Here is a 24,967-nt window from a genome sequence, read left to right on the forward strand (position 1 = left end):
AACCACCGGTTGAGCCCGCCGTCTGAACGGAAACTGTCCAAGATCTGCTGTGGCTGGCGTTCCGGTGGCGGGCGCCTCGCTGACGGGGTCAGGCCAGTCCGGCGCGGCGCAGGGCTTCCGCCATCGCGTCATTGGCCGGCGCCGGCGCGCCCTGCCGCTGCTGCCCGCCACGACCGCCCTGGCCGCCGCCACGACCGCCCTGGCCGCCGCGACCGCCCTGCTGCCCGCCGCCACGACCGCCCTGCGGGCCACCGGACGTGCCCTGCCCGCCGCCGCGACCGCCCTGCGGCGCGCGCTGCGCCGGGCCACCACGCCCCTCCTGGCTCGTCCGACCACCACCACCACCGGCGGCGGGCTCGTCGTCGAGGCGCAGGGTCAGCGAGATGCGCTTACGGGGTACGTCCACGTCGAGCACCCGGACCTTGACCACGTCACCGGACTTCACCACGTCGCGGGGGTCCTTCACGAAGGTCCGGGACAGCGCCGACACGTGCACGAGACCGTCCTGGTGCACCCCGACGTCGACGAACGCGCCGAACGCGGCCACGTTGGTGACCACGCCCTCCAGCACCATGCCCGGGTTCAGGTCGCTGATCTTCTCCACCCCTTCGACGAAGGTGGCGGTGCGGAACTCCGGGCGGGGATCGCGGCCCGGCTTCTCCAGCTCGGCGAGGATGTCGGTGACGGTGGGGAGGCCGAACCGGTCGTCGACGAAGTCGGTGGCCCGCAGCCCGCGCAGGATGCCGCTCTTGCCGATCACCGAGCGCAGGTCCTGCCCGGTGGTGGAGAGGATGCGGCGCACCACCGGGTACGCCTCGGGGTGCACGCTGGAGGAGTCCAACGGGTCGTCGCCGCCGGGGATGCGCAGGAAGCCGGCGCACTGCTCGAACGCCTTCGGCCCGAGCCGGGCCACCTTCTTCAGTTCGGTACGCGTCCGGAACGGCCCGTTGGCGTCCCGGTGCAGCACGATGTTCTCGGCCAGGCCGGCGCCGATCCCGGAGACCCGGGTCAGCAGCGGCGCGGAGGCGGTGTTGACGTCCACGCCGACCGCGTTCACGCAGTCCTCCACCACCGCGTCCAGCGACCGGGACAGCTTCACCTCGGACAGGTCGTGCTGGTACTGGCCGACGCCGATCGAGCGCGGGTCGATCTTGACCAGCTCCGCGAGGGGGTCCTGGAGGCGGCGGGCGATGGAGACCGCGCCGCGCAGCGACACGTCCATCCCGGGCAGCTCCTGCGAGGCGTACGCGGAGGCGGAGTAGACCGACGCGCCGGCCTCGGAGACCATCACCTTGGTCAGGTTGAGCTGCGGGTGCCGGGCGATCAGGTCACCGGCGAGCTTGTCGGTCTCGCGGGAGGCGGTGCCGTTGCCGATGGCGATCAGCTCCACCCCGTGCGCCCCGGCCAGCCGGGCGAGGGTCTCCACCGACGCGTCCCACTGCCGGCGCGGCTCGTGCGGATAGATCGTGTCGGTGGCGACCACCTTGCCGGTGGCGTCCACCACCGCCACCTTCACGCCGGTCCGCAGGCCCGGGTCCAGACCCATTGTGGGCCGGGTGCCGGCCGGCGCGGCGAGCAGCAGGTCCCGCAGGTTGGTGGCGAAGACCCGGACGGCCTCCTCCTCGGCCGCCTGCCACAACCGCATCCGCAGGTCCGCGCCGAGGTGGATGAGGATCCGGGTACGCCACGCCCAGCGGACCGTGTCGGTCAGCCACCGGTCGGCCGGGCGGCCCGCGTCGGACACCCCGAACCGGCCGGCGATGGCCGCCTCGTACCGGGTCGGGCCGGTCGGTACGGCGTCCGCCTCACCAGCCTCCTCCGACTCCATGGTCAGGTCGAGCACGCCCTCCTTCTCGCCCCGGAACATCGCCAGGATCCGGTGTGAGGGCAGCTTCGGGTACGGCTCGGAGAAGTCGAAGTAGTCGGCGAACTTCGCGCCGGCCGTCTCCTGACCCTCGCGTACCCGGGAAACCAGCCGGCCCCGCGACCACATCTGCTCGCGCAGCGTGCCGATCAGGTCGGCGTCCTCGGCGAAGGTCTCGATGAGGATGGCCCGCGCGCCCTCCAGCGCGGCGGCGGCGTCGGCGATGCCCTTCTCCTCATCGACGAACCCGGCGGCGGTGGTGCGCGGGTCCTGACCGGGGTCGGCCAGCAGCGTCTCGGCCAACGGGGCCAACCCGGCCTCGCGGGCGATCTGCGCCCGGGTCCGTCGCTTCGGCTTGTAGGGGAGGTAGATGTCCTCCAGCCGGGACTTCGAGTCGGCGGCCATGATCTGCGCTTCGAGGGCCTCGTCCAACTTGCCCTGGCCGCGGATCGACTCCAGTACCGCGGCCCGGCGCTCGTCCAGCTCGCGCAGGTAACGCAGCCGCTCCTCCAGGGTGCGCAGCTGGGTGTCGTCGAGCAGGCCGGTGGCCTCCTTGCGGTAGCGGGCGATGAACGGCACTGTGGCGCCGCCGTCGAGCAGCTCCACGGCCGCCCGCACCTGACGCTCGGCCACGCCGAGCTCGTCGGCGATCCGCTGATGAACAGACTGGGTCACGATCTCGATCCGCCTTCAACTCGATCCGCCTTCAAAGAGCGGGTACCGCCTGCATTCTGCCGGGCGGCCCCCAGCGCTGTCGCCGCGCCCGGCCGGGGCGGAGGGCCGAACCGCCGCGTCCGGCCGGGGGTGACCGGCGGCGGTCCCGTCGGGCCTGCGCTAGCGTGGCGATCATGGAATCTGCTGCGGAGCCGCGCGCCCGGCGGCTCTTCGGCGGCAGCGCCCGGGCCCTCGGCGACCTCACGGCCAACCCGTTCCGTGCCGACCGGGACCGGATCGTCGGCTCGCCGTTCTTCGCCCGCCTCGGTGGTGTCACCCAGGTGATCAGCCCGGTCGGCTCCGGGCTGCTGGTGCACAACCGGCTCACCCACAGCCTCAAGGTCGCCCAGGTGGCCCGGGCGGTCGCCGAGCGGTTGACCGCCGACGAGCGGTGGCGTGACCTGCTGGACAAGCTCGGCGGTTGCGACCCCGACGTGGTGGAGGCGGCGGCGCTCGCCCACGACCTCGGGCACCCACCGTTCGGGCACCTGGGGGAGCGGGTGCTGGACCGGCTGGCCCGCCAGCGCCTGGGTCTCTCCGACGGTTTCGAGGGCAACGCGCAGTCGTACCGGATCGTCACCAGTACCGAGATCCGCGGCGCGGCCACCACCGGGCTGGACCTGACCGCTGCGGTCCGCGCGGCAATGCTGAAGTACCCGTGGACCCGCCTGGACCACCCCGACCCGCACCCCCGCACCATGGATCCGCCGCCGCGCGGCGCCACCCCGCCGCCGGACGACCCGGAGAGCGGCTCCTCGAAGTTCGGCGCGTACCGCACCGAGCTGGACGACCTGCGGCAGGCCCGCGCGCCGTTCGCCGGTCGCATCCCGGACTGGCAGCAGACAGTGGAGGCGTCCGTGATGGACACCGCCGACGACATCGCGTACGCCATCCACGACGTGGAGGACTTCTACCGGGTCGGGGTGCTCCAGCAGGGGTCGGTCTCCGCCGAGTTGATGGCCTGGCAGCGCGAGAGCGGGCAGCTGCGGGCGATCACCGACGCGGCGCTGGTCACCGCGGCGCGGCGACCCGGGGCGGCGATCGAGCGGCTACGCCGGCAACTGCACCGCAAGGACGCCTGGATCGCGGACGACGACGCGTTCGCCGCCGCCGTCGAACACGTCCGCGAGGAGTTGGTGGACGGGCTGCTCGCGATGCCGTTCGACGGCTCGATCGAGGCCGAGCAGTACGTGGCCCGGTTCTCCGCCCGCTGGTCCACCCGCTTCGTCGAGGCGATCACTGTCACCGAACAGCCGTCGGTGCGCTCCGGGCACGTGCTGCTGGGCTGCGCCCAGTGGCACGAGGTGCAGGTGCTCAAGTTCGTCCACCACCGGTTCGTGCTGGCCCGCCCGGACCTCGCCCTGCACCAGCGCGGCCAGGCCCGGCTGCTGGGCACCCTGGTCGAGGCGCTCTGGGAGTGGCTGCTCGACCCGGAGGAGGAGTCCCGGCTGCCCCGGCGGCTGCACGACCTGGTCGAGTTGGCCGAGGCGGAGCTGCACCCGCGTACGCCGGACCGGATCGGGCGTGCCCGGGGGCGAGCCATCGTGGACTTCGTCGCGCAGCTCACCGACGGTCAGGCGGTGGCCATGCTGGACGCGCTCTCCGGCCGGTCCGGCGCGCTCTGGACCGACGCGTTCGTGCTCTGACCCGACGTCAGGCCGCGACGGCCCGACGTCGGGCGACGGCCTGCTCGGCCTGACTCAGGCGACGGCCTGCTCAGGCACACGGCTTGCTCGGCCTGACTCAGGCCACGGCCTGCCACCAGCCGTCGACGGCGGGCGGCTCGTCGACCACCACCCGCTCGCCCGGCCGGGGCACGGCGAGCCGCACGTCGCGGGCCTTCGCCTCGGCCCACAGCCGGTCGACCGGCTCGGACCAGTCGTGCAGGGCCAGGTTGAACGTCGCCCAGTGCACCGGCACGAACAGCCCGCCGCGCAGGTCGAGGTGGGCGTCGACCGCCTCCTCGGGGAACATGTGGATCGTCGGCCAGGCCCGGTCGTACGCGCCGATCTGCATCAGCGTCACGTCGAACGGCCCGTGCTCGGCGCCGATCTCGGCGTACCCGTCGAAGTAGCCGGAGTCGCCGGTGTAGAAGACCTTGCGGCGGGCCCCGGCCACCACCCACGAGCTCCAGAGCGTGCCGTCGCGGCGCAGCCCGCGTCCGGAGAAGTGCTGGGCGGCGGTGGCGGTGATCTCCAGGCCGGCGACCCGGTGCGACTCGGACCAGTCCAGCTCGATGATCCGTTCGGCGGGGACGCCCCAGCGGTCCAGGTGCGCGCCCACGCCGAGCGGCACCAGGAACGGCGCTGACTGCCCGGCGAGCAGCGCTCGCACGGTTGCCATGTCGAGGTGGTCGTAGTGGTCGTGCGAGATCAGGATGGCGTCCAGCGGGGGCAGCTCGTCGATGCCGACCGGTGGCTCGTGCAGCCGGCGCGGGCCGACCAGGCCCGACGGGGAGCACCGCTCGCTCCACACCGGGTCGAGCAGCACCCGGCGGCCCTCGATCTCGATCAGGGTCGAGGCGTGGCCGTACCAGACGATGTTGAGCTCGTCGGCGGTGTCGGCGGCCGCCGACGCGCCGACGCTGGGGCGCACCAGTGGCACGGCTACCGTCGGACGCCGCTTCTGCTTGCCGAAGATCAGCTCGCGGACCAGGTTGCGCCCCGGCTCGGCGATCATCGTTCGGGTGCCGGCCCGGTTGTGGAAGGTGCCCTCGCGGAACTGCGGCGAGCGGGCCGCCCGCTCGGCCCGCGCACCGCTGAGCCGGCCACCCAGCGCCGCCGGCACATCCCGGGCGACCCAGGCCAGGCCGGCCAGCGCTGCCAGGCCGGCGGCGCCCCGCATCCGCCGCCCGAGCGACCGTTCGACGTCCGTGTTCTGCGCTCGTGCCATTGCCGTCCCTCCGACGTGTCCGCCCTACACGGTAGTCACCCGGACCGACCCGTGCCTCGGTGGTCGCCACGCCGGGTCGGTCGCCGGCAAGCGGCGACCGACCCGGGACGAGCTCAGAGCGTGCCCTAGGGCGTGTGTCGGAAGTGCTGGCCGGCCTGCGCCGAGCCCAGCCGTCGCCCGGCGGCGTTGTCGCCGGGCGACGCCTGGACTCCGGCTCGGCTCGACCGACACTTCCGAAACACCCCCTAGCCGCCGTTGCTGGGGCGTCGGGCGGTGATCCGGAACGTCCTGCCGACGCCCGCGATCCGGTCCACGGCGGCCAGGAACTTCGGGCCCATGGCGGCCCGGGCCTGCACGGCCGGGTGGGTCGCGCCGAAGTCCTCCGGGTTGGCCTGCCCGTCGGCGAAGAGGGCGTAGGTGAGCACCGCCGCGCCGGAGCGGTCGAAGATCACGCCGGCCTCGTGCCGGGCGTCGGCGAACCAGCCGGCCTTGGTGGCGATCCGGGCCCGCTCGTCGGAGGACATGGTGCGCCGGATGCCGTCGGTGAACGCCACCGGGGAGCGCAGGATGCCCAACAGGTACGTCGTCGAGGCGGGGGAGAGCAGCGTGCCGGCGACCAGGGCGCGCAGCAGGTCGTGCGTCTCCCGGGGGGTGCTGGTGCCGAGGAAGAACCGGTTCGGGTTGGCCACCGGCTGGACCTGGGTGTTCGGGAAGCCCTTGGCGACCAGGATGGAGTTGATCTCGGCCGCCGGGGCGACCAGCCCGCACAGCCGCACCGCCGTGTCGTCCGAGACGGTCAGCAGGTTGGCCAGCACATGCCCGATGGTCACCAGACTCGGGTACGCGCCGTCCAGGCTGAAGATGCCGTCACCGCCCGGTACGACGATCGCGGCGCTCACCTCGACCTGCTGGTCCAGGGTGAGCAGCCCTCGGTCGACCTTGTCGAGCACCGCCGTGGCGACGGCGATCTTGTTGACGCTGTACGCCTCGATCCGCCGGTCCGCGTCAGCCTCCACCGCTACCACCGGCGCGCCGGCCGGGTCGGCGACGCTGACGTACGCCTGCCAGTTGCCGCCGGCCTCGGCGCTGTGCTTGGTGAAGATGGAGGAGACCCGACGGGCGGCCCGTGCGGGGGTGGTCGGCGACGCCTCGGTGGTCTCGGCGGCACTCGCCGGGGCGGCGGCGCCCAGCACCGTGCCGGCGGTGGCCACAGTGCCCAACCCGAGCGCGGTTCTGCGGTTCAGTCGCATTGTCAATCGTCTCCCCGATCGTGGTGTGCCATAGCGCTTGCTGGCCCACCACCCTAGGCGAGTTGATCGATGCACGATGCCCCCGAATATGTCCCGAACAGTCCCGAACAGGTCAACCGAACCGTCGGCGCAGCGCGTTGCCCACCGCACCCACCGGCCCAGACACGAGTTGCCGCAGGTCGGGCAGGTGGCCGCCGCGGACCGCCTCGCCGGCCGGGTTCGGAGCGAAGACCGAGCCGTCATGCGCGGCGACCGACCGTCCACTCAGGCCGGCGGCCCGCATCAACGGCCCGACGAGGACGTCGTAGACCCCCGGCAGGACGGTGAAGCCGGCCCGCAGCACCACATTGAGTCGGCCCACCGACACCTCCCGCCGGGGCCGGTCCACACAGTCCACGATGGTCCTTGCCACCCGCTGCGGGCCGGCGACCGGTGGCGGAGGTCGCCCGATCCGGCCCAGATAGTTGGCCGCCTGCTGGTACACGGGTGTGTCCACGCTGCCCGGGTTGACCAGACACAGCCGGATCTTCGGGCTGTCGCGCAACTCCTGCTGCACGGTTCGGGCGAGCCCCTGCAACCCCCACTTGCTCGCCACGTACGCGCTCATGTACGGGGCGGTGATGTGCCCGAGCACCGAACCGGTGAGGATCAGCGTGCCCGCCCCGGTGGCCCGAAAGTGCCGCAGCGCCACCCGCACCGAACCGGCGGCGCCGAGCAGATCGGTCCGTACCACCTGGTCGAAGACCTGTTCCGGCAGCTCGTCGAAGCGACCGTAGGCCATCACCGCCGCCGTGTGCACCCACACGTCGACGCGGCCGAAGCGGTCGATCGCGGCGTGTGCGAGCGCGTCCAGCGCGCCCGGCTCGGTCACGTCGGTCGGCACTGTCAGCACGTCGACGTCGGCGCACTCCGCGCGTACCTCGGCCAGGGTCGTGGTGGCGCGAGCGGCGAGGACCAGGCGGTCGCCGCGCTCGGCGAACGCCCGGGCCGTCGCCCGGCCGATCCCGCTGCTCGCGCCAACGATCACGACCACCCGGCTCACGGCACCGGCTGCGTTCGTGACTGCGGGGCCCGCAACCCCGGCTCGCTCCTCGCACTCATGGTTCGAGCACTACCTTGATGCAGCCGTCCTCCTTCTTCTGGAACATCTCGTACGCCTGCGGCGCCCGGGCCAGCGGCAACCGGTGGGTCCGCAGGTCCTCCACGCCCAGCGGGTCGTCGTCACCGGAGAGCAGCGGCAGGATCTCGTCGGTCCACCGGCGTACGTGACACTGCCCCATCCGCAGCTGGATGCCGCGGTCGAACATCTCCATCAGCGGCATCGGGTCCGCCTCGCCGCCGTACACCCCGGAGACCGACACGGTGCCCCCGCGGCGAACCCCCTTGACCGCGGCGTGTAGGACTGAGAGCCGGTCCATGGCGGCCCGGTCGGTCACCGTCTGGGCCAGCTTGTCCGGCAGCAGCCCGACAGCGGCGTGGGCGAACTTGCCGACCGGCGAACCGTGCGCCTCCATCCCGACCGCGTCGATCACGGCGTCCGGGCCGCGACCGTCGACCAGATCGATCAACGCGCCCGGCACGTCGGACAGTTGGCTGACGTCGAGCACCTCGATGCCGTGCCGGCGGGCCAGCTCCAACCGCTCGGGCACCAGGTCCAGCCCGATCACCCGGCCCGCGCCGAGGTGGCGGCCGATCCGCGCGCAGAACTGCCCGACCGGGCCCAGGCCGAAGACGGCCAGGGTGCCGCCCTGTGGGGTGTCCGCGTACTTCACCGCCTGCCAGGCGGTGGGCAGAATGTCGGACAGGTAGAGGTAGCGCTCGTCCGCGCCGGTCTGCGGGATCTTGATCGGCCCGAAGTGGGCCTGCGGGACGCGCAGGTACTCGGCCTGCCCGCCCGGCACCGAACCGTAGAGCGAGGTGTAGCCGAACAGGGACGCGCCCTTGCCCTCGCTGGTGACCTGGGTGGTCTCGCACTGCGCGTAGAGCTGGCGTGAACACATCCAGCAACTGCCGCAGGCGATGTTGAACGGCACCACCACCCGATCGCCCGGCTTGAGCCCGGTCACCTCCGACCCGACCTCCTCGACGATGCCCATCGGCTCGTGGCCCAGGATGTCGCCGGGCTTCAGGAACGGCCCGAGCACCTCGTACAGGTGCAGGTCGGAACCGCAGATCGCGGTGGAGGTGATCTTCACGATCGCATCGGTCGGTTCCTCGATCCGAGGGTCCGGGACCTCCTCGACCCGTACGTCTCGCTTGCCCTGCCAGGTGAGCGCCTTCATGTCCCTCATCCCTTCTCACTGCCGTCTCGGAAGACTGCTACCCGGGCGCGGGCACTTGAACCGGCCGCGTGGCCCTGGCCTGCCTTCGGCCGTGGGGGAGCGGTGTGGGGCCCTCTCAGGCGGAATCGAGTTGATCCACTCGCGTTCCTTGAAGTCGCGGTATCCGAGGCCCGGCGACAGGCCGACTTCCTGAAAAGAAGGCCCAAACGCCAGACCGCCGTACCCCCCGGAGAGCGCGGGGTACGGCGGTCTGGCGTGGTGCGGTGGACCTCAGGAACCGGGGGTGTTGTTGGCTCCCTTGGCGGTGGCCGCGAGGTAGTCGCGGTTGAGCCGGCCGATGGTGTTCAGCGGGATGCCCTTCGGGCAGGCCGGGGTGCATTCGCCGGCGTTGGTGCAGCCGCCGAAGCCGGCCTCGTCGTGCGCGTCGACCATGCCGATCACCCGGGTGTAGCGCTCGGGCTGGCCCTGCGGCAGCAGCGAGAGCTGGGTGAGCTTGGCGGCGGTGAAGAGCATGCCGGAGCCGTTCGGGCAGGCTGCCACGCAGGCGCCGCAGCCGATGCAGGCCGCCGACTCGAAGGCGGCGTCGGCGTTGGCCTTGGCCACCGGGGTGGAGTGGGCTTCGGGGGCGCTGCCGGTCGGCGCGGTGACGTAGCCGCCAGCGGCGATGATCCGGTCGAAGGCGCTCCGGTTGACGACCAGGTCCTTGACCACCGGGAAGGCGCTGGCCCGCCACGGCTCGATGTCGATGGTCTCGCCGTCGGTGAACTGCCGCATGTGCAGTTGGCAGGCGGTGGTGCCGCGCTGCGGCCCGTGCGCGTCGCCGTTGATCATCAGGCCGCACATGCCGCAGATGCCCTCGCGGCAGTCGTGGTCGAACGCCACCGGGTCCTCGCCCGCGAGGATCAGCCGCTCGTTGAGCACGTCGAGCATCTCCAGGAACGACATGTCCGGGGACACGTCGTCGACCGGGTAGGTCACCATCCGACCCTTGTCCTCAGGGCCCTTCTGGCGCCAGATGCGCAGGGTCAGGTTCACTTGTAGCTCCGCTGCGTGGGGTGGACGTATTCGAACTTCAGGTCTTCCTTGTGCAGCACCGAGGGCTCGCCGTCGGCGGTGAACTCCCAGGCCGCCACGTACGCGAACCGGTCGTCGTCGCGCTGCGCCTCACCGTCGGGGGTCTGGTGCTCGGCCCGGAAGTGGCCGCCGCAGGACTCCTCGCGGTGCAGGGCGTCGATGCACATCAACTCGGCCAGCTCGAAGAAGTCGGCCACCCGGCCGGCCTTCTCCAGCGACTGGTTGAGTTCCTCGCCGGTGCCGGACACCTTCACCCGCTGCCAGAACTGCTCGCGCAGGGCACGGATCTCGTCGATCGCCTTGCGCAGCCCGGCCTCGCTGCGCTCCATGCCGCAGTGTTCCCACATGATCTGGCCCAGTTCCCTGTGGAACGAGTCCACGGTCCGGTCGCCGTTGACAGCGAGCAGCCGCTGGACGCGGTCCTCGACGTCGGTGCGCGCCTCGACGGCCGCCGGGTGGCTGGCGTCGACCTTCTCGAGCGGACCGGAGGCCAGGTAGTTGGCGATGGTGGTGGGCAGCACGAAGTAGCCGTCGGCGAGGCCCTGCATCAGCGCCGAGGCGCCGAGCCGGTTCGCGCCGTGGTCGGAGAAGTTCGCCTCGCCGATCACGAACAGGCCGGGGATGTTCGACTGGAGGTCGTAGTCGACCCACAGGCCGCCCATCGTGTAGTGCACGGCGGGATAGATGCGCATCGGCACCTCGTACGGGTCCTCGCCGGTGATCCGCTCGTACATCTCGAAGAGGTTGCCGTACTTGGCCTCGATGGCCTTGCGGCCCAGCCGGCCGATCGCGTCGGCGAAGTCGAGGTAGACGCCGAGCTTGGTCGGCCCGACGCCCCGACCCTCGTCGCACACGTTCTTCGCGGCGCGGGAGGCGATGTCGCGGGGGACCAGGTTGCCGAAGGAGGGGTAGATCCGCTCCAGGTAGTAGTCCCGCTCGTCCTCCGGAATGTCCTTCGGGCTGCGGTCGTCACCCTTGGTCTTCGGCACCCAGACCCGGCCGTCGTTGCGCAGCGACTCGCTCATCAGGGTCAGCTTCGACTGGTGGTCGCCGGAGACCGGGATGCAGGTCGGGTGGATCTGCGTGTAGCACGGGTTGGCGAAGTACGCGCCCTTGCGGTGCGCGCGCCAGGTGGCGGTGACGTTGCAGCCCTTGGCGTTGGTGGAGAGGTAGAAGACGTTGCCGTAGCCGCCGGAGGCGAGCACCACGGCGTCGGCCATCTCGGTGCTGATCTCGCCGGTGACCAGGTCCCGGACCACGATGCCCCGGGCCTTGCCGTCCACCAGGACCAGCTCCAGCATCTCGTGCCGGGCGTTCATCTCCACGTTGCCCAGGCCGATCTGCCGCTCCAGGGCCTGGTACGCGCCGAGCAGCAGTTGCTGGCCCGTCTGGCCCCGGGCGTAGAAGGTGCGCTGCACCTGGGCGCCACCGAAGGAGCGGGTGTCCAGCAGGCCGCCGTACTCGCGGGCGAACGGCACCCCCTGGGCGACGCACTGGTCGATGATGTTGACCGACACTTCGGCGAGCCGGTGCACGTTCGACTCCCGGGAGCGGAAGTCGCCGCCCTTGACGGTGTCGTAGAAGAGCCGGTGCACGGAGTCACCGTCGTTGCGGTAGTTCTTCGCCGCGTTGATGCCGCCCTGCGCCGCGATGGAGTGCGCCCGGCGTGGGCTGTCCTGGTAGCAGTAGGACTTGACGTGGTAGCCCTGCTCGGCCAGGGTCGCGGCGGCGGAGCCGCCGGCCAGACCGGTGCCGACCACGATCACCGTCATCTTGCGGCGGTTGGCGGGGTTTACCAGCTTGGCCTCGAAGCGCCGGGTCTCCCAACGCTTCTCGACCGGGCCGGCGGGAGCCTTGGTGTCGGCGAGCGGGTCGCCCTCGGTGAAGAGTTCCATGTCAGGACACCAATCCGGTGAGTACGGCGAACGGGACCACCAGGTACCCGGCGCAGAGCAGCACGGCGAAGATCAGAGCCGCGGTTCGCGCCCTGCGCTCGCCGCGTGGCGTCTGCTGGCCGAGGCTGCGGAACGCGCTGAACGCGCCGTGGCGCAGGTGGAAGCCCACCGCGAGGATGGCCAGCGTGTAGAAGAGCGTGACGTACCAGCGCTCCGGGGCGAAGTCGGCGACGACGTTGCCGTACGGCTTGCTCTCGTTGCCGACCGGGTTCAGCGTCCCCGTGGTCAGGTCCAGCAGGTGGTAGATCACGAAGAGCAGGATGATCACGCCACCCCAGCGCATCGTGCGGGCCGCGTAGCTGCCGTTGACCTTTTTGCGGTGGGCGTACTTGACCGGCCGGGCGGCTCGGGCCCGCCGGGCCAGCACTGTGGCGGCCACGATGTGGGCGACGACAGCCACCACCAGCACGGTGCGCAGGATCCAGAGGAACCAGACGCCGGGCAGCAGTGGCTTGCCGATGTCGCGCAGCCAGTGCGCGTAGTGGTCGAACGAGGTTTCCCCCGTGAACACCTTGAGGTTGCCGAGCATGTGGGCGATGAGGAACAGCGCCAGCAGGATGCCCGTCACCGCCATGACGGCCTTGAGGCCGACGTTCGAGCGGATGGGCGACCGAGTCTTCGTGATTACCACAGGACCGACGCTAGGAGCACTTCGATCAGTCGTCCAATGCATCAAACTCGCAGTGTTGATAGCCGTAAGCTATTTAGATGCAGCTCCATCAGCTCCGGTACTTCGTCGCGGTGGCCGAAGTACGACATTTCACCCAAGCCGCCGACCTGGTGGGCATCACTCAGCCTTCTCTCAGTAAGCAAATTCACGCTCTGGAGGCCGACCTCGGAGCCCCACTGTTCGAGCGGCTAAGGGGCAACATCGCGCTCACCGCGGCGGGTGAGGTGCTGCTGCCGTTGGCCACCCGGATCCTCGCCGACGTGGAGACAGCGACCCGAGAGGTCCAGGAACTGGTCGGGCTGCGCCGGGGCCGCGTCCGCCTCGGGGCCACCCCCAGTCTGGCCACCTCACTCGCCCCGCCGGTGCTGCGCCGCTTCCGCGACGCGCACCCCACCATCGACCTGCGCGTCGAGGAGGGCGGCTCCCAGGACCTGGTCCGCGACCTGCTCCGCGGCGACCTCGACCTGGCCCTGATCATCATGCCGGCACAGGGGGCCGACCCGGGGCTGCGGGTCGACCCGATCCTGCGGGAGAGCCTGGTGGTGGCCTCGGTGGGGGAGGTGGCGACCGCGTCGACGACAGGGGAGCTGCGCATCACCGACCTGCGGGACCAGCCGATGGTGATGTTCCGGGAGGGGTACGACCTGCGCGACGCGACCATCCAGGCGTGTCGGGAGGCGGGCTTCGAACCCACCTTCGCCGTGGACGGCGGCGAGATGGACGCGGTGCTCAGCTTCGTCGAGGCGGGGCTCGGCATCGCTCTCGTGCCCGGCATCGTGCTGGCCCGCCGGCCGGGCGTGCGGATCACCCCGCTCGCCCCGCCCGGGGTGCGGCGGACCATAGCGGTGGCCCGTCGGCGCGACGTCGTACCCACCCACGCCGGTCGGGAGCTTCGGCGCATCCTGCTCGACTACATCCAGTCGGCGATCGACCTCAGCGAACTGCCCCCAGGCGTCGAGCCACTGACCTGACCCCCGACCGGGCTCGGTCAGCGGCCCTCGGCGTCGTCCATCGCCCGGTAGATCCGCTGCTCGGAGACGGGGTACGGGGTGCCCAGCGCCTGGGCGAAGACGTTCACCCGCAGCTCCTCGATCATCCAGCGGATCTGCCGGACGGCCGACTCCTGGCGGCGGGCCGGCGACAGGTTGGCGAGCAGGTCGGCGTACTCCTTCTGCACCACGGCGATCCGGTCCTGCTGCTGGCGGTCCCGCTGCGGGTTGCCGCCCAGCCGTTCCAGTCGACGCTCGATGGCGGTGAGGTAGCGCAGCAGGTCGGGCAGGCGCGCGTACCCGGTCTCGGTGATGAAACCGGCGTGCACCAACCCGGCGAGCTGGTTGCGGATGTCGGCCAGCGCCGCCACCACGGCGAGGTTGCGGGTCGCACCGAGCCGCTGCTCGACGGCGTACGCGGCGGCGAGGACCTTGCGGACCCGCTCCATCACCTCGACGACGGTGTCGACCAGGTCGGCGCGGACCTTCTCGCGCAGAGCCGCGAAGCCGTCGCCGTCCCACGCCGGCCCGCCCGCCAGACCGATCAGCCGGTCGATGGCGGCGCCCGCCGCGTCCTCGATCAACTCCTGCACGCCGCCGTGCGGGTTGCGACTCAACGCCAGCTTCGCCTCGTTGTCCAGCCGCCCCTGCAGGAACCGCGCCGGGGACGGCACTGTGAGCCGCAGCAGCCGGCGGGTGCCGGCCCAGTGCGCCGCCTCCGCCTCGGCGGGGGAGTCGAACACCTTCACCCCGACCGTGGCGCCCTCGTCGACCAGCGCCGGGTACGCGGTGACCGCGTAACCGGCGCGGACCTGCTCGATGGTCCGGGGCAGCGTGCCGATGCTCCACTCGCGCAACCCGGTGCGGGCGATCTCCGGTGCGGCGGCCGCCACCACCTGGCGTACCTCCTGGCGGAGTTGGCGTTGCAGGGCCGGCAGGTCCTTGCCCTCGGCGACCGGCTTCTCGTCGTCGCCGAGGATCCGGAAGGTCACCCGCAGGTGCGCCGGTAGCCTGCCCGGCTCCCAGGCGTCGCGGGGCACCGTCACACCGGTCATCCGGCGCAGCTGACGGGTGAGCGCGTCCAGCAGCGACTCCTCGCCGGGGGTGATCGCCGCCAGGGCAGCCCGGGCGTAGTCCGGCACCGGGACGAAGTTGCGGCGGATCGCCTTGGGCAGCGAGCGGATCAGCGCGATCACCGTCTCCTCGCGCAACCCCGGCACCTGCCAGTCGAAGGTCTCCGCCGGCACCTGGTTGAGCAGCGGCAGCGGGATGTCCACTGTGACGCCGTCGTCGGGCGTGCCCGGCTCGAACCGGTAGGTCAGCGGCAGGCTCACCCCGTCGGCCTGCCACTCGTCCGGGTAGTCGTCCTCGTCCACCCCCGGTCGGCCGTCGTTGATCAGCAGGTCGCGGGTGAAGGTGAGCAGGTCGGGTTGCTCGCGCCGGGTCTTCTTCCACCAGCTGTCGAAGTGCCGGCCGGAGGACACGTCGGCCGGGATCCGCTGGTCGTAGAAGCCGAAGATGGTCTCGTCGTCGACCAGGATGTCGCGGCGTCGGGCCCGGCTCTCCAGCTCCTCAATCTCGGTGAGCAGTCGTTTGTTGTCCGCCCAGAACTGGTGGTGGGTCTGCCAGTCACCCTCGACGAGGGCGTGCCTGATGAACAGCTCCCGGCTCAGGGTCGGGTCGATCCGCCCGAAGGTGACCTTGCGGGAGGCGACCAGCGGGACGCCGTACAGGGTGACCTTCTCGTAGGCCATCACCGCGGCCTGCTTCTTCTCCCAGTGCGGTTCGCTGTAGCTGCGCTTGACCAGGTGCTGCGCCAGCGGCTCGACCCACTCCGGCTCGACCCGGCCGGCGATGCGCCCCCACAGCCGGGACGTCTCCACCAACTCGGCGGCCATCACCCAGCGCGGCGGCTTCTTGAACAGCGCCGAGCCGGGGAAGACCGCGAACTTCGCGCCCCGCGCCCCCAGGTACTCGTGTTTCTGGGCGTCCTTGAGGCCGATGTGCGACAACAGGCCGGGCAGCAGCGACTGGTGCACCTTCGGGGTGTCGATCTCCTCCGGCAGGTCCGCGCCACCCCGGCGACCCCGGCCGGCGTCCGCGTCGTCCGAGCTGTCGCGCGCCGGCCGCCCACCACGCCGATCGCCGTCAGTCGGGGTACGCAACACCTGGCGCAGCTGGCTGACGATGTCCTGCCACTCGCGGATCCGCAGGTAGTTCAGGTACTCCGCCTTGCACATCCGGCGGAACGCGCTGGAGGACAGCTCCCGCTGCTGCTCGCGCAGGTAGCGCCACAGGTTGAGGTACGCGACGAAGTCGGACTCCTTGTCGGCGAACCGGGCGTGCGCCTGGTCGGCCTGGGCCTGCTTCTCCGCCGGTCGCTCACGCGGGTCCTGAATGGAGAGCGCGGCGGCGATCACCAGCACCTCGGTGGCGCAGCCGTTGCGTTCGCCCTCGACCACCATCCGGGCCAGGCGCGGGTCGACAGGCAACTGGGCCAGCCGCCGGCCGAGCGCTGTGAGCCGCTTCGCCGGGTCGGCCTCGGTCGGGTCCAACGCGCCCAGCTCGTGCAGCAGGTTGACGCCGTCGGTGATGTTGCGCTTGTCCGGTGGGTCGATGAACGGGAACGCCGCGAGGTCGCCGAGCCCGATCGCTGTCATCTGGAGGATGACCGACGCCAGGTTGGTTCGCAGGATCTCCGGGTCGGTGAACTCGGGGCGGGATCCGAAGTCCTGCTCGTCGTAGAGGCGGATGCAGATGCCGTCCGAGGTACGGCCGCACCGACCCTTGCGCTGGTTGGCCGACGCCTGGGAGATCGGCTCGATGGGCAGCCGCTGCACCTTGAGTCGGCTGGAGTACCGGGAGATGCGAGCGGTGCCCGGGTCCACCACGTACTTGATGCCGGGCACTGTCAGCGAGGTCTCCGCGACGTTGGTGGCGAGCACCACCCGGCGCGAGGAGTGCGCGGCGAAGACCCGGTGCTGCTCGGCGGAGGAGAGCCGCGCGTACAGCGGCAGGATCTCGGTGCCGAGTAGCGTCCGCTTCTTCTGCACCAGCTTGCCCAGCGCGTCGGCGGTGTCCCGGATCTCCCGCTCACCGCTGAGGAAGACCAGGATGTCGCCAGGGCCCTCGGCCGCCAGCTCCTCGACGGCGTCGCCGATCGCCTGGATCTGGTCGCGGACGGTCTCCTCGTCGCCGTCGCCGTCCTCCTCGCCCTCGGCGAGCTCGACGAGGGGCCGGTAGCGCACCTCCACCGGGTAGGTGCGCCCCGAGACCTCGACCACCGGCGCTGGCACGCCGTCGGGCTCGTCGGCGGTGGGCGGCCCGGCGAAGTGCCTGGCGAACCGGTCGGTCTCGATGGTCGCCGAGGTGATGATCACCTTGAGGTCGGGTCGTCGGGGCAACAGCTCCCGCAGGTACCCGAGGATGAAGTCGATGTTGAGGCTGCGCTCGTGCGCCTCGTCGATGATCAGCGTGTCGTACTGGCGCAGCATCCGGTCGGTCTGCAACTCGGCCAGCAGGATGCCGTCGGTCATCAGCTTCACCAGGCTGCGCTCGCTGACCTGGTCGGTGAAGCGCACCTTGTAGCCGACCACGTCGCCCAACTCGGTGCCCAGTTCGTCGGCGATCCGGTCGGCAACCGTCCGGGCGGCCAACCGCCGGGGCTGGGTGTGCCCGATCAGGCCGTGCACCCCGCGCCCCAGCTCCAGACAGATCTTGGGGATCTGGGTGGTCTTGCCGGAGCCGGTCTCGCCCGCCACGATCACCACCTGGTGATCGCGGATGGCAGCGGCGATGTCGTCCTTGCGCTCACTGACCGGCAGACCCACCGGGTACGTGATCACGGGCACCGCCGCCTGCCGGGCGGCGAGCCGCTGCTCGGCCCGGACCAGGTCGGCGGTGATCTCGGTCAGCGCCGCCTCCCGACGCTGCGGGTCGCGCAGCCTGCGGGCACCGTCCAGTCGCCGCTGGAGCCGGCGCTGGTCGCGGAACATCAGAGGTGTGAGGCGGCTGTGCAGCTCGCGAACGGGGTCGGACGCGACTGGGGCGGTTGGATTCTGCATGTCGTGCCCAAGGATAGGCAGCCCGGCGGCGCACCGCCCCTGGGTTACCGAGCGGCCGGCTCTCCGACGGCCACCTCCGGTCCCTCGACGGCCACGACCGGGCCCTAGAGTTGGCGGCCGACGTCGAGCGCTGGGGGAGCCGGATGGAGATGCGCGACACCGACCGCGCGTTGGTGCAGGCCGCCACGGCGGTCTCCAAGCTGCGCTGCCGCAGCCAGCACCACACTGTCGCGTCGGCGGCCCGGACCGCGGACGGGCGGGTCTTCACCGGCGTGAACGTCCAGCACGCCACCGGGGGTGCCTGCGCCGAACTTGTCGTGATCGGCACGGCCGCCACGCAGGGCGTCACCGCGCTGGAGACGATCGTCACTGTCGCCGACCGTGGCCGCGAGGTCGTCGCGCCCTGTGACCGGTGCCGGCAGGTGCTGCGGGACCACTTCCCGCAACTGCGGGTGATCGTCGGCCCGATGGACGCCCTGCGGGTGGTCCCACTCGGTGAGTTGTCGGCGGAGGCTGGCAGCGGCTCGGCCGGCTGACCGGTCAGTCCCCGGAGGCCGCCTCCAGCATCGACTGCGGCACCGGCACGCTCTCGAACCGCAGGGTGCCCTCCGGAAGCAGCCACGACGTGACCCGCGCGACAAGGTGACCGGCCCGCACGGCGGGGTCGTTGGCGAACAGCCCGCGCGTCTCGTCCGGGGCGATGGACAGCACCACGAAACCACGCAGCTGCTCGTCGTCGGGGTGCAGGAACGGTCCGGCGGCGAGCACCAGCCCCTGCTGCACGAGGCCCGCCTGGTGGGCCAGGTGCGCGTACCGCAACCGGTCGATCGCGTCCTGCGGCAGCTCCGGCGGGTCCGACGGCCGGCTCAGCAGGACGACCGTGTGCTGGTCGAATCGCATGTCCCCACCCTATGAGGGGAATGTCCCTCTTCTGGGTGTCATCCGCCATCTGTCCGTCCTGTGGTCGTCCGCGAATCTCATTCTCATATCGAGGTTCGAAGCGATTGGGAGGTGCGGCATGGTCACCAGACGTGGGCTGCTCGCGGCCGGCGCCACCGGCGGCGCGGCGGCGCTGATCCCGGCGGGCTGGGCGGCCTCGGGCCGAGCGCTCGCCGCGGCCGCGCTGCTGGACGCCCGGGACATCCCGAAGTACGTCACGCCGCTGCGGATCCCCCCGGCCATGCCGACGGTGGCGACCGATCCCGAGCACGACACGTACGAGATCGCGGTGCGACAGTTCCGCCAGCAGATCCTGCCGCCGTCGTGGCCGCGCACCACAGTGTGGGGTTACGGCTCCACGGCGCATCCGGGCAGCTTCGGCTACCCGGCGCCCACCATCATGGCGCGGGTGGGCCGCCCGGTGCGGGTGACCTGGGTCAACCAGCTCGTCGACGAGCGGGGCGACTACCTGCCGCACCTGCTGCCGGTGGACCCCACAGTGCACTGGGCCAACCCGGCCGGTGGCATCGAGCACCGGGACCACCACGGGCAGTGGGACGGCAGTCCGCAGGGCTATCGCGGCCCGGTGCCCCAGGTGGTGCACCTGCACGGTGCGCACAGCACGCAGGAGAGCGACGGACACTCCGAGGCGTGGTACCTGCCGGCCGCCCGTGACCTGCCGCCCGACTTCGCCGTTTCCGGCAGCGCGTACCGGGAGTTCCGGTCCCGCTTCGCCGAGCGGTCCGGCCTGCGCTGGGCGCCGGGCTCGGCCACCTTCGAGTACGCGAACGACCAGCGGCCGTGCACCCTCTGGTACCACGACCACGTGCTCGGGCTCACCCGGGAGAACGTCTACGCCGGGTCGGCAGGGTTCTACCTGCTCGGTGGTGGGGACGAACCGCCGGAGGGGGTGCTGCCCGGCCCGGCGCCGACCCGCGTCGATGCGCCGAACATCTCGTACCGCGACATTCCGCTGATGATCCAGGATCGCAGCTTCACCGCCGACGGTGAACTGCGCTATCCAAAGAGGTACTCCGGCGGCGGCGACGGGCCACCGACCTCGGTGCCCGGGTTCTCCGGCTCCACGATCGTGGTCAACGGCCGCACCTGGCCCTCGCTGACGGTCCAGCGCCGGCGCTACCGGTTCCGGCTGCTCAACGCCTGCAACAGCCGCTTCCTGCTGCTCAGCGTGGCCGCGAACGCCACCGCACGGCCGGCCCGGCCGGTGCTGCCGGTCTGGCAGATCGGCAGCGACGGCGGTCTCCTGCCCGAACCGGTGCCGCACGAACGCGTGGCACTCGGCCCGGCCCAGCGGGTCGACGCGATCGTCGACTTCACCGACGTTCCGGCCGGCACCGAGCTGTACCTGGTCAACGAAGGGCCGGACGGGATGTACGCAGGCGGTCGGCCCGGGGTGGACTTCGACCCCGCCGACCCGCACACCACCGGGCAGGTGCTGCGCTTCGTGGTCACCGAGGCGGCCGGCGCGGATTCGAGCGTGCCACCGGAGCAGCTACGGCTGCCGTCACACCCGCGCCTCGGCCCGGCCCAGCGGGTACGCCGGTTGTCGCTCAACGAGCGGATGTCCGGCGGGTCGATGATCATGCTGCTGGGTGTCCTCGACGAGCGCGGCCGGGGTCTGCCGTTGCGCTGGAGCGACCCGGTAACCGAGCAGCCCGTCCTCGGCGACACCGAGGTGTGGGAGGTGCGCAACTTCACCCGGCACGTGCACCCGGTCCACCTGCACCAGGTCCAGTTCGAGCTGCTCGGCCGGGGGCGTTCGGGCCGGTCGCTGCCGGGCTCGGGGGAGCGGGGGTGGATGGACACGGTGCTCGCGTACCCGTGGGAGGTGACCCGGATCAAGGCGCACTTCGACCTGCCGGGTCGCTACGCCTGGCACTGCCACCTGCTGGAGCACGAGGACAACGAGATGATGCGGCCGCTGAACGTCCTGCCGCGCGGTGCCGCGGCGGCCGGGGACGGTGGCTCGCGGGGCGCACCAACGGAGCCCGGGACGGTATCGACAGACGCCAGTTAGGCCCCTTTCTGCAGCTCGGCTAAGGTTAGGCGAACCTAAGCATGGACGTGCAGGAGATTCGTGACCACCCTCGCCACCCGGCCGACCCCGGCCCGCAACCGGCCCGGCACCCGCACCGGTCGGCGAGTCGCTGTCACCGTCGGGGCCGCACTGGTGCTGCTGCTCACAGTGCTGGCCAGCTTCGCGCTCGGCAGCCGACAACTCGGCGTCGACCAGGTCTGGCACGCGCTCGTCGCGCCGGACGGCGGCGACGCCAGCACCATCGTCCGTGAGCTGCGGATGCCCCGGACCGCGCTCGGCCTCGCCGTCGGGCTCGCGCTCGCCGTGGCCGGGGTGCTGTTCCAGGCGCTCACCCGCAACCCCCTCGCCGAGCCGCGCATCCTCGGCATCAGCGCGGGCGCGTCGTTCGGTGTGGTGCTCGCGATCTCCGTGTTCGGCGTCGGCACGCTCGCCGGCTACGTCTGGTTCGGCATCGCCGGGGCCCTGATCGCCGGGCTGCTGGTCTTCGCCATCGCCACCCGCGCCCGCGAGGGCGCCAGCCCGGTGACCCTCGCGCTGGTCGGCGCGGCGCTCGACGCCAGCCTGGCCTCCGGGGTGTACGCGCTCCTCAGCATCGACGCCCGCACCTTCGAGGAGTACCGCTTCTGGGTGGTCGGCGGGCTGGCCGGCCGGGACCTGTCTGTCGCCGCGCAGGTGCTGCCGTTCGTCCTCGCCGGCCTGGTCCTGGCCGCCCTGGTGGCCCGGGGCCTGGACGCGCTGGCCCTCGGCGACGACGTGGCCCGTGGTCTCGGCCACCGGATCGGTCTGGTCCGCCTCGGTGGCGGCCTGGCCGCCGTGCTGCTGACCGGCGCCGCGGTGGCCGCCGCCGGCCCTGTCGCATTCGTCGGGCTGGCCGTGCCGCACCTGGCCCGCGCCCTGGTCGGCGCGGACCACCGCTGGACCCTCGCCGTGTCCGCACTGCTCGGGCCGGCGCTGCTGCTCGCCGCCGACATCGTCGGCCGGCTCGTCGCCCCACCCGGCGAGATCCCGGCCGGGATCGTCACCGCGCTGATCGGCGCGCCACTGCTGGCAGTGCTGGTCCGCCGTGCCCGGGTGGTGACCGCGTGACCACCACCCGCCGTTCCTCCGGCCCCGCTGACCCGCCCAGCCCTGCCGGCCCGGCTGGCCCCGCTGACCCGCCCGGCTCGGCTGGGTCCGCTGGCTCGTCGACCGTCGTGCCCGCCGGCCCGCCTGGTGCCGACGGTGCCCGGCTGGCCGGGCGGTCGCTGCTGCGGATCGGCCCGGTCAGCCTGCTGATCCGCCGACGCGCGGTACTGGTGGCCGCCGTGCTGACAGTGCTGCTCCTGCTGGCCGTGGTGCTCAGCCTCTCGCTGGGCACCCCGTACGTCGCCCCGGCCGACGTGCTGCGCGCCCTCTCCGGTGCCGGCACGCCGTACGACCTCGTGGTCTTTGATCTTCGGCTGCCGCGGGTCGTGCTGGCGGCGGTGGCCGGCGCCGCCTTCGGCGTGGCCGGCACGCTGATCCAGAGCGTGGCCCGCAACCCCCTCGCCAGCCCGGACGTCATCGGCATCACCCAGGGCGCCGGCCTGGCCGCGACAGTGGCCCTGACCAGCGGAATGGCCGCGGTGCTGGTGGCGCCCACCGCGCTGGTGGGCGGGCTGCTCGCGGCCGTGCTGCTGTTCGCCCTCGGCGCCCGGCACGGGCTGGCCGCACAGCGGTTCGTGCTCGCCGGGGTGGCGGTCGCGTTCGGCTTCCGGGCGCTCACCGAGGTGGTCATGCTCACCGCCGATCCGATCGACGGACTGCGCGCGCAGATCTGGCTGATCGGCACCCTGGCCGGCAAGGGCTGGACCGAGGCCGCCTGGATCGCCGGCACACTGCTGGTGCTGCTGCCGGTGCTGGCCTGGGCCGGCTGGGCGTTGAACAGCACCGCCCTGGACGACGACACCGCCCGGGGCGTCGGGCTGCGTCCGGTGGCCCGCCGGATCGGCCTCGCCGGCGCCGGCGTACTCGTCGCCGCGATGGTCACCGCCCAGGTCGGCGCCGTCGACTTCGTGGCGCTGGTCGCCCCGCAGGTGGCCCGTCGCCTGGTACGCGCCGAACGACCACCACTGGTCTGCGCGGCGCTGCTCGGCGCCCTCCTGCTGGTGCTGGCCGACCTGGCCGGCAGGCGCCTGTTCGCACCCACCCAACTACCCGCCGGTGTGCTGACCGCCGCGATCGGCGGCCCGTACCTGATCTTCCTGCTGCTGCGCGGCCGGCGGCGGTCGTCGTGACGCCTCAAGGAGTCGTGTGATGCTCTCCACCCGGGACCTGGTCGCCGGCTACGACGAGCGGACAGTGCTCGACGGGCTCGACCTCGACCTGCCCACCGACGCGTTCACCGTGATCGTCGGACCCAACGCGTGCGGCAAGTCCACCCTGCTGCGCACGATGGCCCGGCTGCTCACCCCCCGCCGAGGCACTGTGCTGCTGGACGGCACCGCCATCCGCGACCTGCCGACCCGGGAGGTCGCCCGCCGCCTCGGCGTCCTGCCGCAGAGCCCGCTGGTGCCCGAGGGCGTCACCGTGGCGGACCTGGTCGGGCGCGGCCGACAGCCCTACCAGCGGTGGTGGCGGCAGTGGTCGTCGGAGGACGGCGCGGCGGTGGACCAGGCGATGGCCCTCGCCGACGTCACCGACCTGGCCGACCGGCCGGTGGACAGCCTCTCCGGCGGTCAGCGGCAACGAGTGTGGATCGCCATGACCCTCGCCCAGGACACCGACGCCCTGCTGCTCGACGAACCGACCACCTTCCTCGACCTGGCCCACCAGGTGGAGGTACTGGACCTCCTGCACCGGCTGCGCTCCGAGCGGGGCCGCACCGTGGTCGCCGTCCTGCACGACCTGAACCAGGCCGCCCGCTACGCCGACCACCTGGTCGCCATGCGGGCCGGCGCAGTGGTCGCCGCCGGCCCACCCCGGGAGATCCTCACCGCCGACCTGGTCCGCGACGTCTTCGGGCTGGCCTGCGTGGTGGTGCCCTGTCCGGTGACCGGCGCACCGCTGGTGGTTCCCGCGAACACGGGTGGTAACGCTCCGGCTCCGGCCGTCGCTGGTGACCACTCCCCGTCGAGGGCGTCCGTGCCGGACGCCCGACCCTCCACCGGCGACGCGGCCAACCCGCTCGCCGGCTCGCACCCCTCGAAAGGACTCTGATGCGTCGTCTCGTCGCAGCTCTCGTCGCGGCCGTCGCCCTCGGCGCCAGCCTCACCGCCTGCGGTGAGAGCGACCCGGTCGCCGGCTCCACCACCGGGGAGACCCGGGAGATCACCCACGCCATGGGCACCACCAAGGTCCCGGCCGAGCCCAAGCGCGTCGTCGTGCTCGACACCGACAAGATCGACACGGCGCTCTCGCTGGGCATCACGCCCGTCGGCGCGGCCACCGCCGGTGAGGCGAAGAGCTGGCCCACCTACTTCGGCGCGGACAAGCTCGCCGGCATCAAGGAGGTCGGGGTGCTCACCGAGCCCGACCTGGAGGCGATCAACGCGCTGAAGCCGGACCTCATCCTCGGCAGCAAGTTCCGCCAGGAGAAGTTCTACGACGAACTGGCCGCCATCGCGCCGACCGTGTTCACCGACAAGGTGGGCATCACCTGGAAGGACAACCTCCTCCTCGACGGCAAGGCACTCGGCCGCGAGCAGCAGGCCAAGGATCTGCTCGCCACGTACGAGAAGCGGGCCAAGGACTTCGGCGCGACGCTCGGCGACGCCTCCGCGCGCAAGGTCTCCATCGTGCGGTTCCTGCCCGGCAACATCCGGGTGTACGGCCCGGACTCGTTCTCCGGCATCGTCATCGGCGACACCGGCCTGGGCCGCCCCGAACGGCAGCTGCTCGCCAACAAGGAGGACAAGCGTTTCGACCTGGTCAGCCCCGAGCGGGTCAACGAGGTCGACGGTGACGTCATCTTCGTGACCGCGTACGGCGACAAGGCCGCCGCCGAGCAGACCAAGGTCTCCGGCGGGACGCTGTGGAAGGGCCTCGGCGCGGTCAAGGCCGGCAAGGCGTACCCCGTCTCCGACGAGGTCTGGATGACCGGCATCGGCGTCGGCGCCGCCAACAAGATCCTCGACGACCTGGCCAAGTACCTCCCGGCCGCCTGACACCCTGCCCCGCGCCGCCCGCGCCCGAAGGCGCCCACCCCGCGCACCCCGCTTGCCGGCACGCACCCCGCGCGCCGGCATGCACCGCGCA

The 24,967-nt window shown here is 72.0% G+C and carries 18 protein-coding genes; 8 read left to right on the top strand and 10 right to left on the bottom strand.

Annotation, left to right across the window (positions count from 1 at the left end):
* Window positions 1-88 precede the first annotated feature (88 nt).
* Window positions 89-2,539: a Tex family protein gene (locus MED01_RS30925; RefSeq protein WP_238671999.1), complete on the bottom strand. Its 2,451-nt coding sequence runs from the start codon at window positions 2,537-2,539 to the stop codon at window positions 89-91.
* 173 nt (window positions 2,540-2,712) lie between these two features.
* Between MED01_RS30925 and MED01_RS30930 the strand changes: the two genes are divergently transcribed.
* Window positions 2,713-4,224, top strand: a complete 1,512-nt coding sequence (locus tag MED01_RS30930) for a deoxyguanosinetriphosphate triphosphohydrolase family protein (protein WP_238672000.1) — start codon at window positions 2,713-2,715, stop codon at window positions 4,222-4,224.
* A 97-nt stretch (window positions 4,225-4,321) separates the two neighbouring features.
* Here MED01_RS30930 and MED01_RS30935 read toward each other — a convergent pair whose 3' ends face one another.
* The 7 genes from MED01_RS30935 to MED01_RS30965 form a co-directional block, all read right to left on the bottom strand.
* Entirely contained in the window at window positions 4,322-5,470 is a 1,149-nt protein-coding gene (locus tag MED01_RS30935) for an MBL fold metallo-hydrolase (RefSeq protein ID WP_238672001.1), read from the bottom strand.
* A gap of 245 nt (window positions 5,471-5,715) precedes the next feature.
* Window positions 5,716-6,720, bottom strand: coding sequence for a serine hydrolase (locus MED01_RS30940; RefSeq protein ID WP_238672002.1), 1,005 nt, complete (start codon window positions 6,718-6,720; stop codon window positions 5,716-5,718).
* 112 nt (window positions 6,721-6,832) lie between these two features.
* On the bottom strand, window positions 6,833-7,762 hold the full coding sequence (locus MED01_RS30945) for an SDR family NAD(P)-dependent oxidoreductase (protein ID WP_238672003.1): 930 nt from the start codon (window positions 7,760-7,762) through the stop codon (window positions 6,833-6,835).
* 55 nt (window positions 7,763-7,817) lie between these two features.
* Window positions 7,818-9,002, bottom strand: coding sequence for a zinc-dependent alcohol dehydrogenase (locus tag MED01_RS30950; RefSeq protein WP_238672015.1), 1,185 nt, complete (start codon window positions 9,000-9,002; stop codon window positions 7,818-7,820).
* A gap of 270 nt (window positions 9,003-9,272) precedes the next feature.
* On the bottom strand, window positions 9,273-10,037 hold the full coding sequence (locus MED01_RS30955; protein ID WP_238672004.1) for a succinate dehydrogenase/fumarate reductase iron-sulfur subunit: 765 nt from the start codon (window positions 10,035-10,037) through the stop codon (window positions 9,273-9,275).
* Entirely contained in the window at window positions 10,034-11,971 is a 1,938-nt protein-coding gene (locus tag MED01_RS30960; protein WP_238672005.1) for a fumarate reductase/succinate dehydrogenase flavoprotein subunit, read from the bottom strand. Before MED01_RS30960 ends, MED01_RS30955 begins: the two co-directional genes overlap by 4 nt.
* Window position 11,972: 1 nt before the next feature.
* Window positions 11,973-12,656, bottom strand: a complete 684-nt coding sequence (locus MED01_RS30965) for a succinate dehydrogenase cytochrome b subunit (RefSeq protein WP_308193583.1) — start codon at window positions 12,654-12,656, stop codon at window positions 11,973-11,975.
* Window positions 12,657-12,739: 83 nt separating this feature from the next.
* On the opposite strand from MED01_RS30965, the gene MED01_RS30970 reads away from it, so the two are divergent.
* Complete coding sequence (locus MED01_RS30970; protein ID WP_238672006.1) at window positions 12,740-13,672, top strand: LysR family transcriptional regulator; 933 nt, start codon at window positions 12,740-12,742, stop codon at window positions 13,670-13,672.
* 17 nt (window positions 13,673-13,689) lie between these two features.
* On the opposite strand, the gene hrpA is transcribed toward MED01_RS30970, so the two are convergent.
* Complete coding sequence (gene hrpA, locus MED01_RS30975; protein ID WP_238672007.1) at window positions 13,690-17,754, bottom strand: ATP-dependent RNA helicase HrpA; 4,065 nt, start codon at window positions 17,752-17,754, stop codon at window positions 13,690-13,692.
* Between the two features lie 143 nt (window positions 17,755-17,897).
* On the opposite strand from hrpA, the gene MED01_RS30980 reads away from it, so the two are divergent.
* A complete protein-coding gene (locus MED01_RS30980) occupies window positions 17,898-18,290 on the top strand; it encodes a cytidine deaminase family protein (protein WP_238672008.1) in 393 nt (130 codons plus the stop codon).
* A 4-nt stretch (window positions 18,291-18,294) separates the two neighbouring features.
* On the opposite strand, the gene MED01_RS30985 is transcribed toward MED01_RS30980, so the two are convergent.
* Window positions 18,295-18,654 (bottom strand): YciI family protein, encoded by a 360-nt coding sequence (locus MED01_RS30985; protein ID WP_238672009.1) that lies wholly within the window; start codon window positions 18,652-18,654, stop codon window positions 18,295-18,297.
* Window positions 18,655-18,772: 118 nt separating this feature from the next.
* Between MED01_RS30985 and MED01_RS30990 the strand changes: the two genes are divergently transcribed.
* The 5 genes from MED01_RS30990 to MED01_RS31010 are packed head-to-tail and all read left to right on the top strand — an operon-like array spanning window position 18,773 to window position 24,876.
* On the top strand, window positions 18,773-20,731 hold the full coding sequence (locus MED01_RS30990) for a multicopper oxidase family protein (RefSeq protein WP_238672010.1): 1,959 nt from the start codon (window positions 18,773-18,775) through the stop codon (window positions 20,729-20,731).
* A 60-nt stretch (window positions 20,732-20,791) separates the two neighbouring features.
* Window positions 20,792-21,838 carry a FecCD family ABC transporter permease gene (locus MED01_RS30995; RefSeq protein ID WP_238672011.1) on the top strand — a complete coding sequence of 349 codons (1,047 nt, stop codon included), beginning with the start codon at window positions 20,792-20,794 and terminating at the stop codon, window positions 21,836-21,838.
* Window positions 21,835-23,007, top strand: coding sequence for a FecCD family ABC transporter permease (locus MED01_RS31000; RefSeq protein ID WP_238672012.1), 1,173 nt, complete (start codon window positions 21,835-21,837; stop codon window positions 23,005-23,007). Before MED01_RS30995 ends, MED01_RS31000 begins: the two co-directional genes overlap by 4 nt.
* Window positions 23,008-23,026: 19 nt before the next feature.
* Window positions 23,027-23,929, top strand: coding sequence for an ABC transporter ATP-binding protein (locus tag MED01_RS31005; protein ID WP_238672013.1), 903 nt, complete (start codon window positions 23,027-23,029; stop codon window positions 23,927-23,929).
* Window positions 23,929-24,876 (top strand): ABC transporter substrate-binding protein, encoded by a 948-nt coding sequence (locus tag MED01_RS31010; RefSeq protein WP_238672014.1) that lies wholly within the window; start codon window positions 23,929-23,931, stop codon window positions 24,874-24,876. The genes MED01_RS31005 and MED01_RS31010 overlap by 1 nt, the downstream gene beginning before the upstream one ends.
* The last annotated feature ends 91 nt before the right edge of the window (window positions 24,877-24,967 follow it).

Source organism: Micromonospora alfalfae, assembly GCF_022230925.1.
Classification (GTDB): Bacteria; Actinomycetota; Actinomycetes; order Mycobacteriales; family Micromonosporaceae; genus Micromonospora; species Micromonospora alfalfae.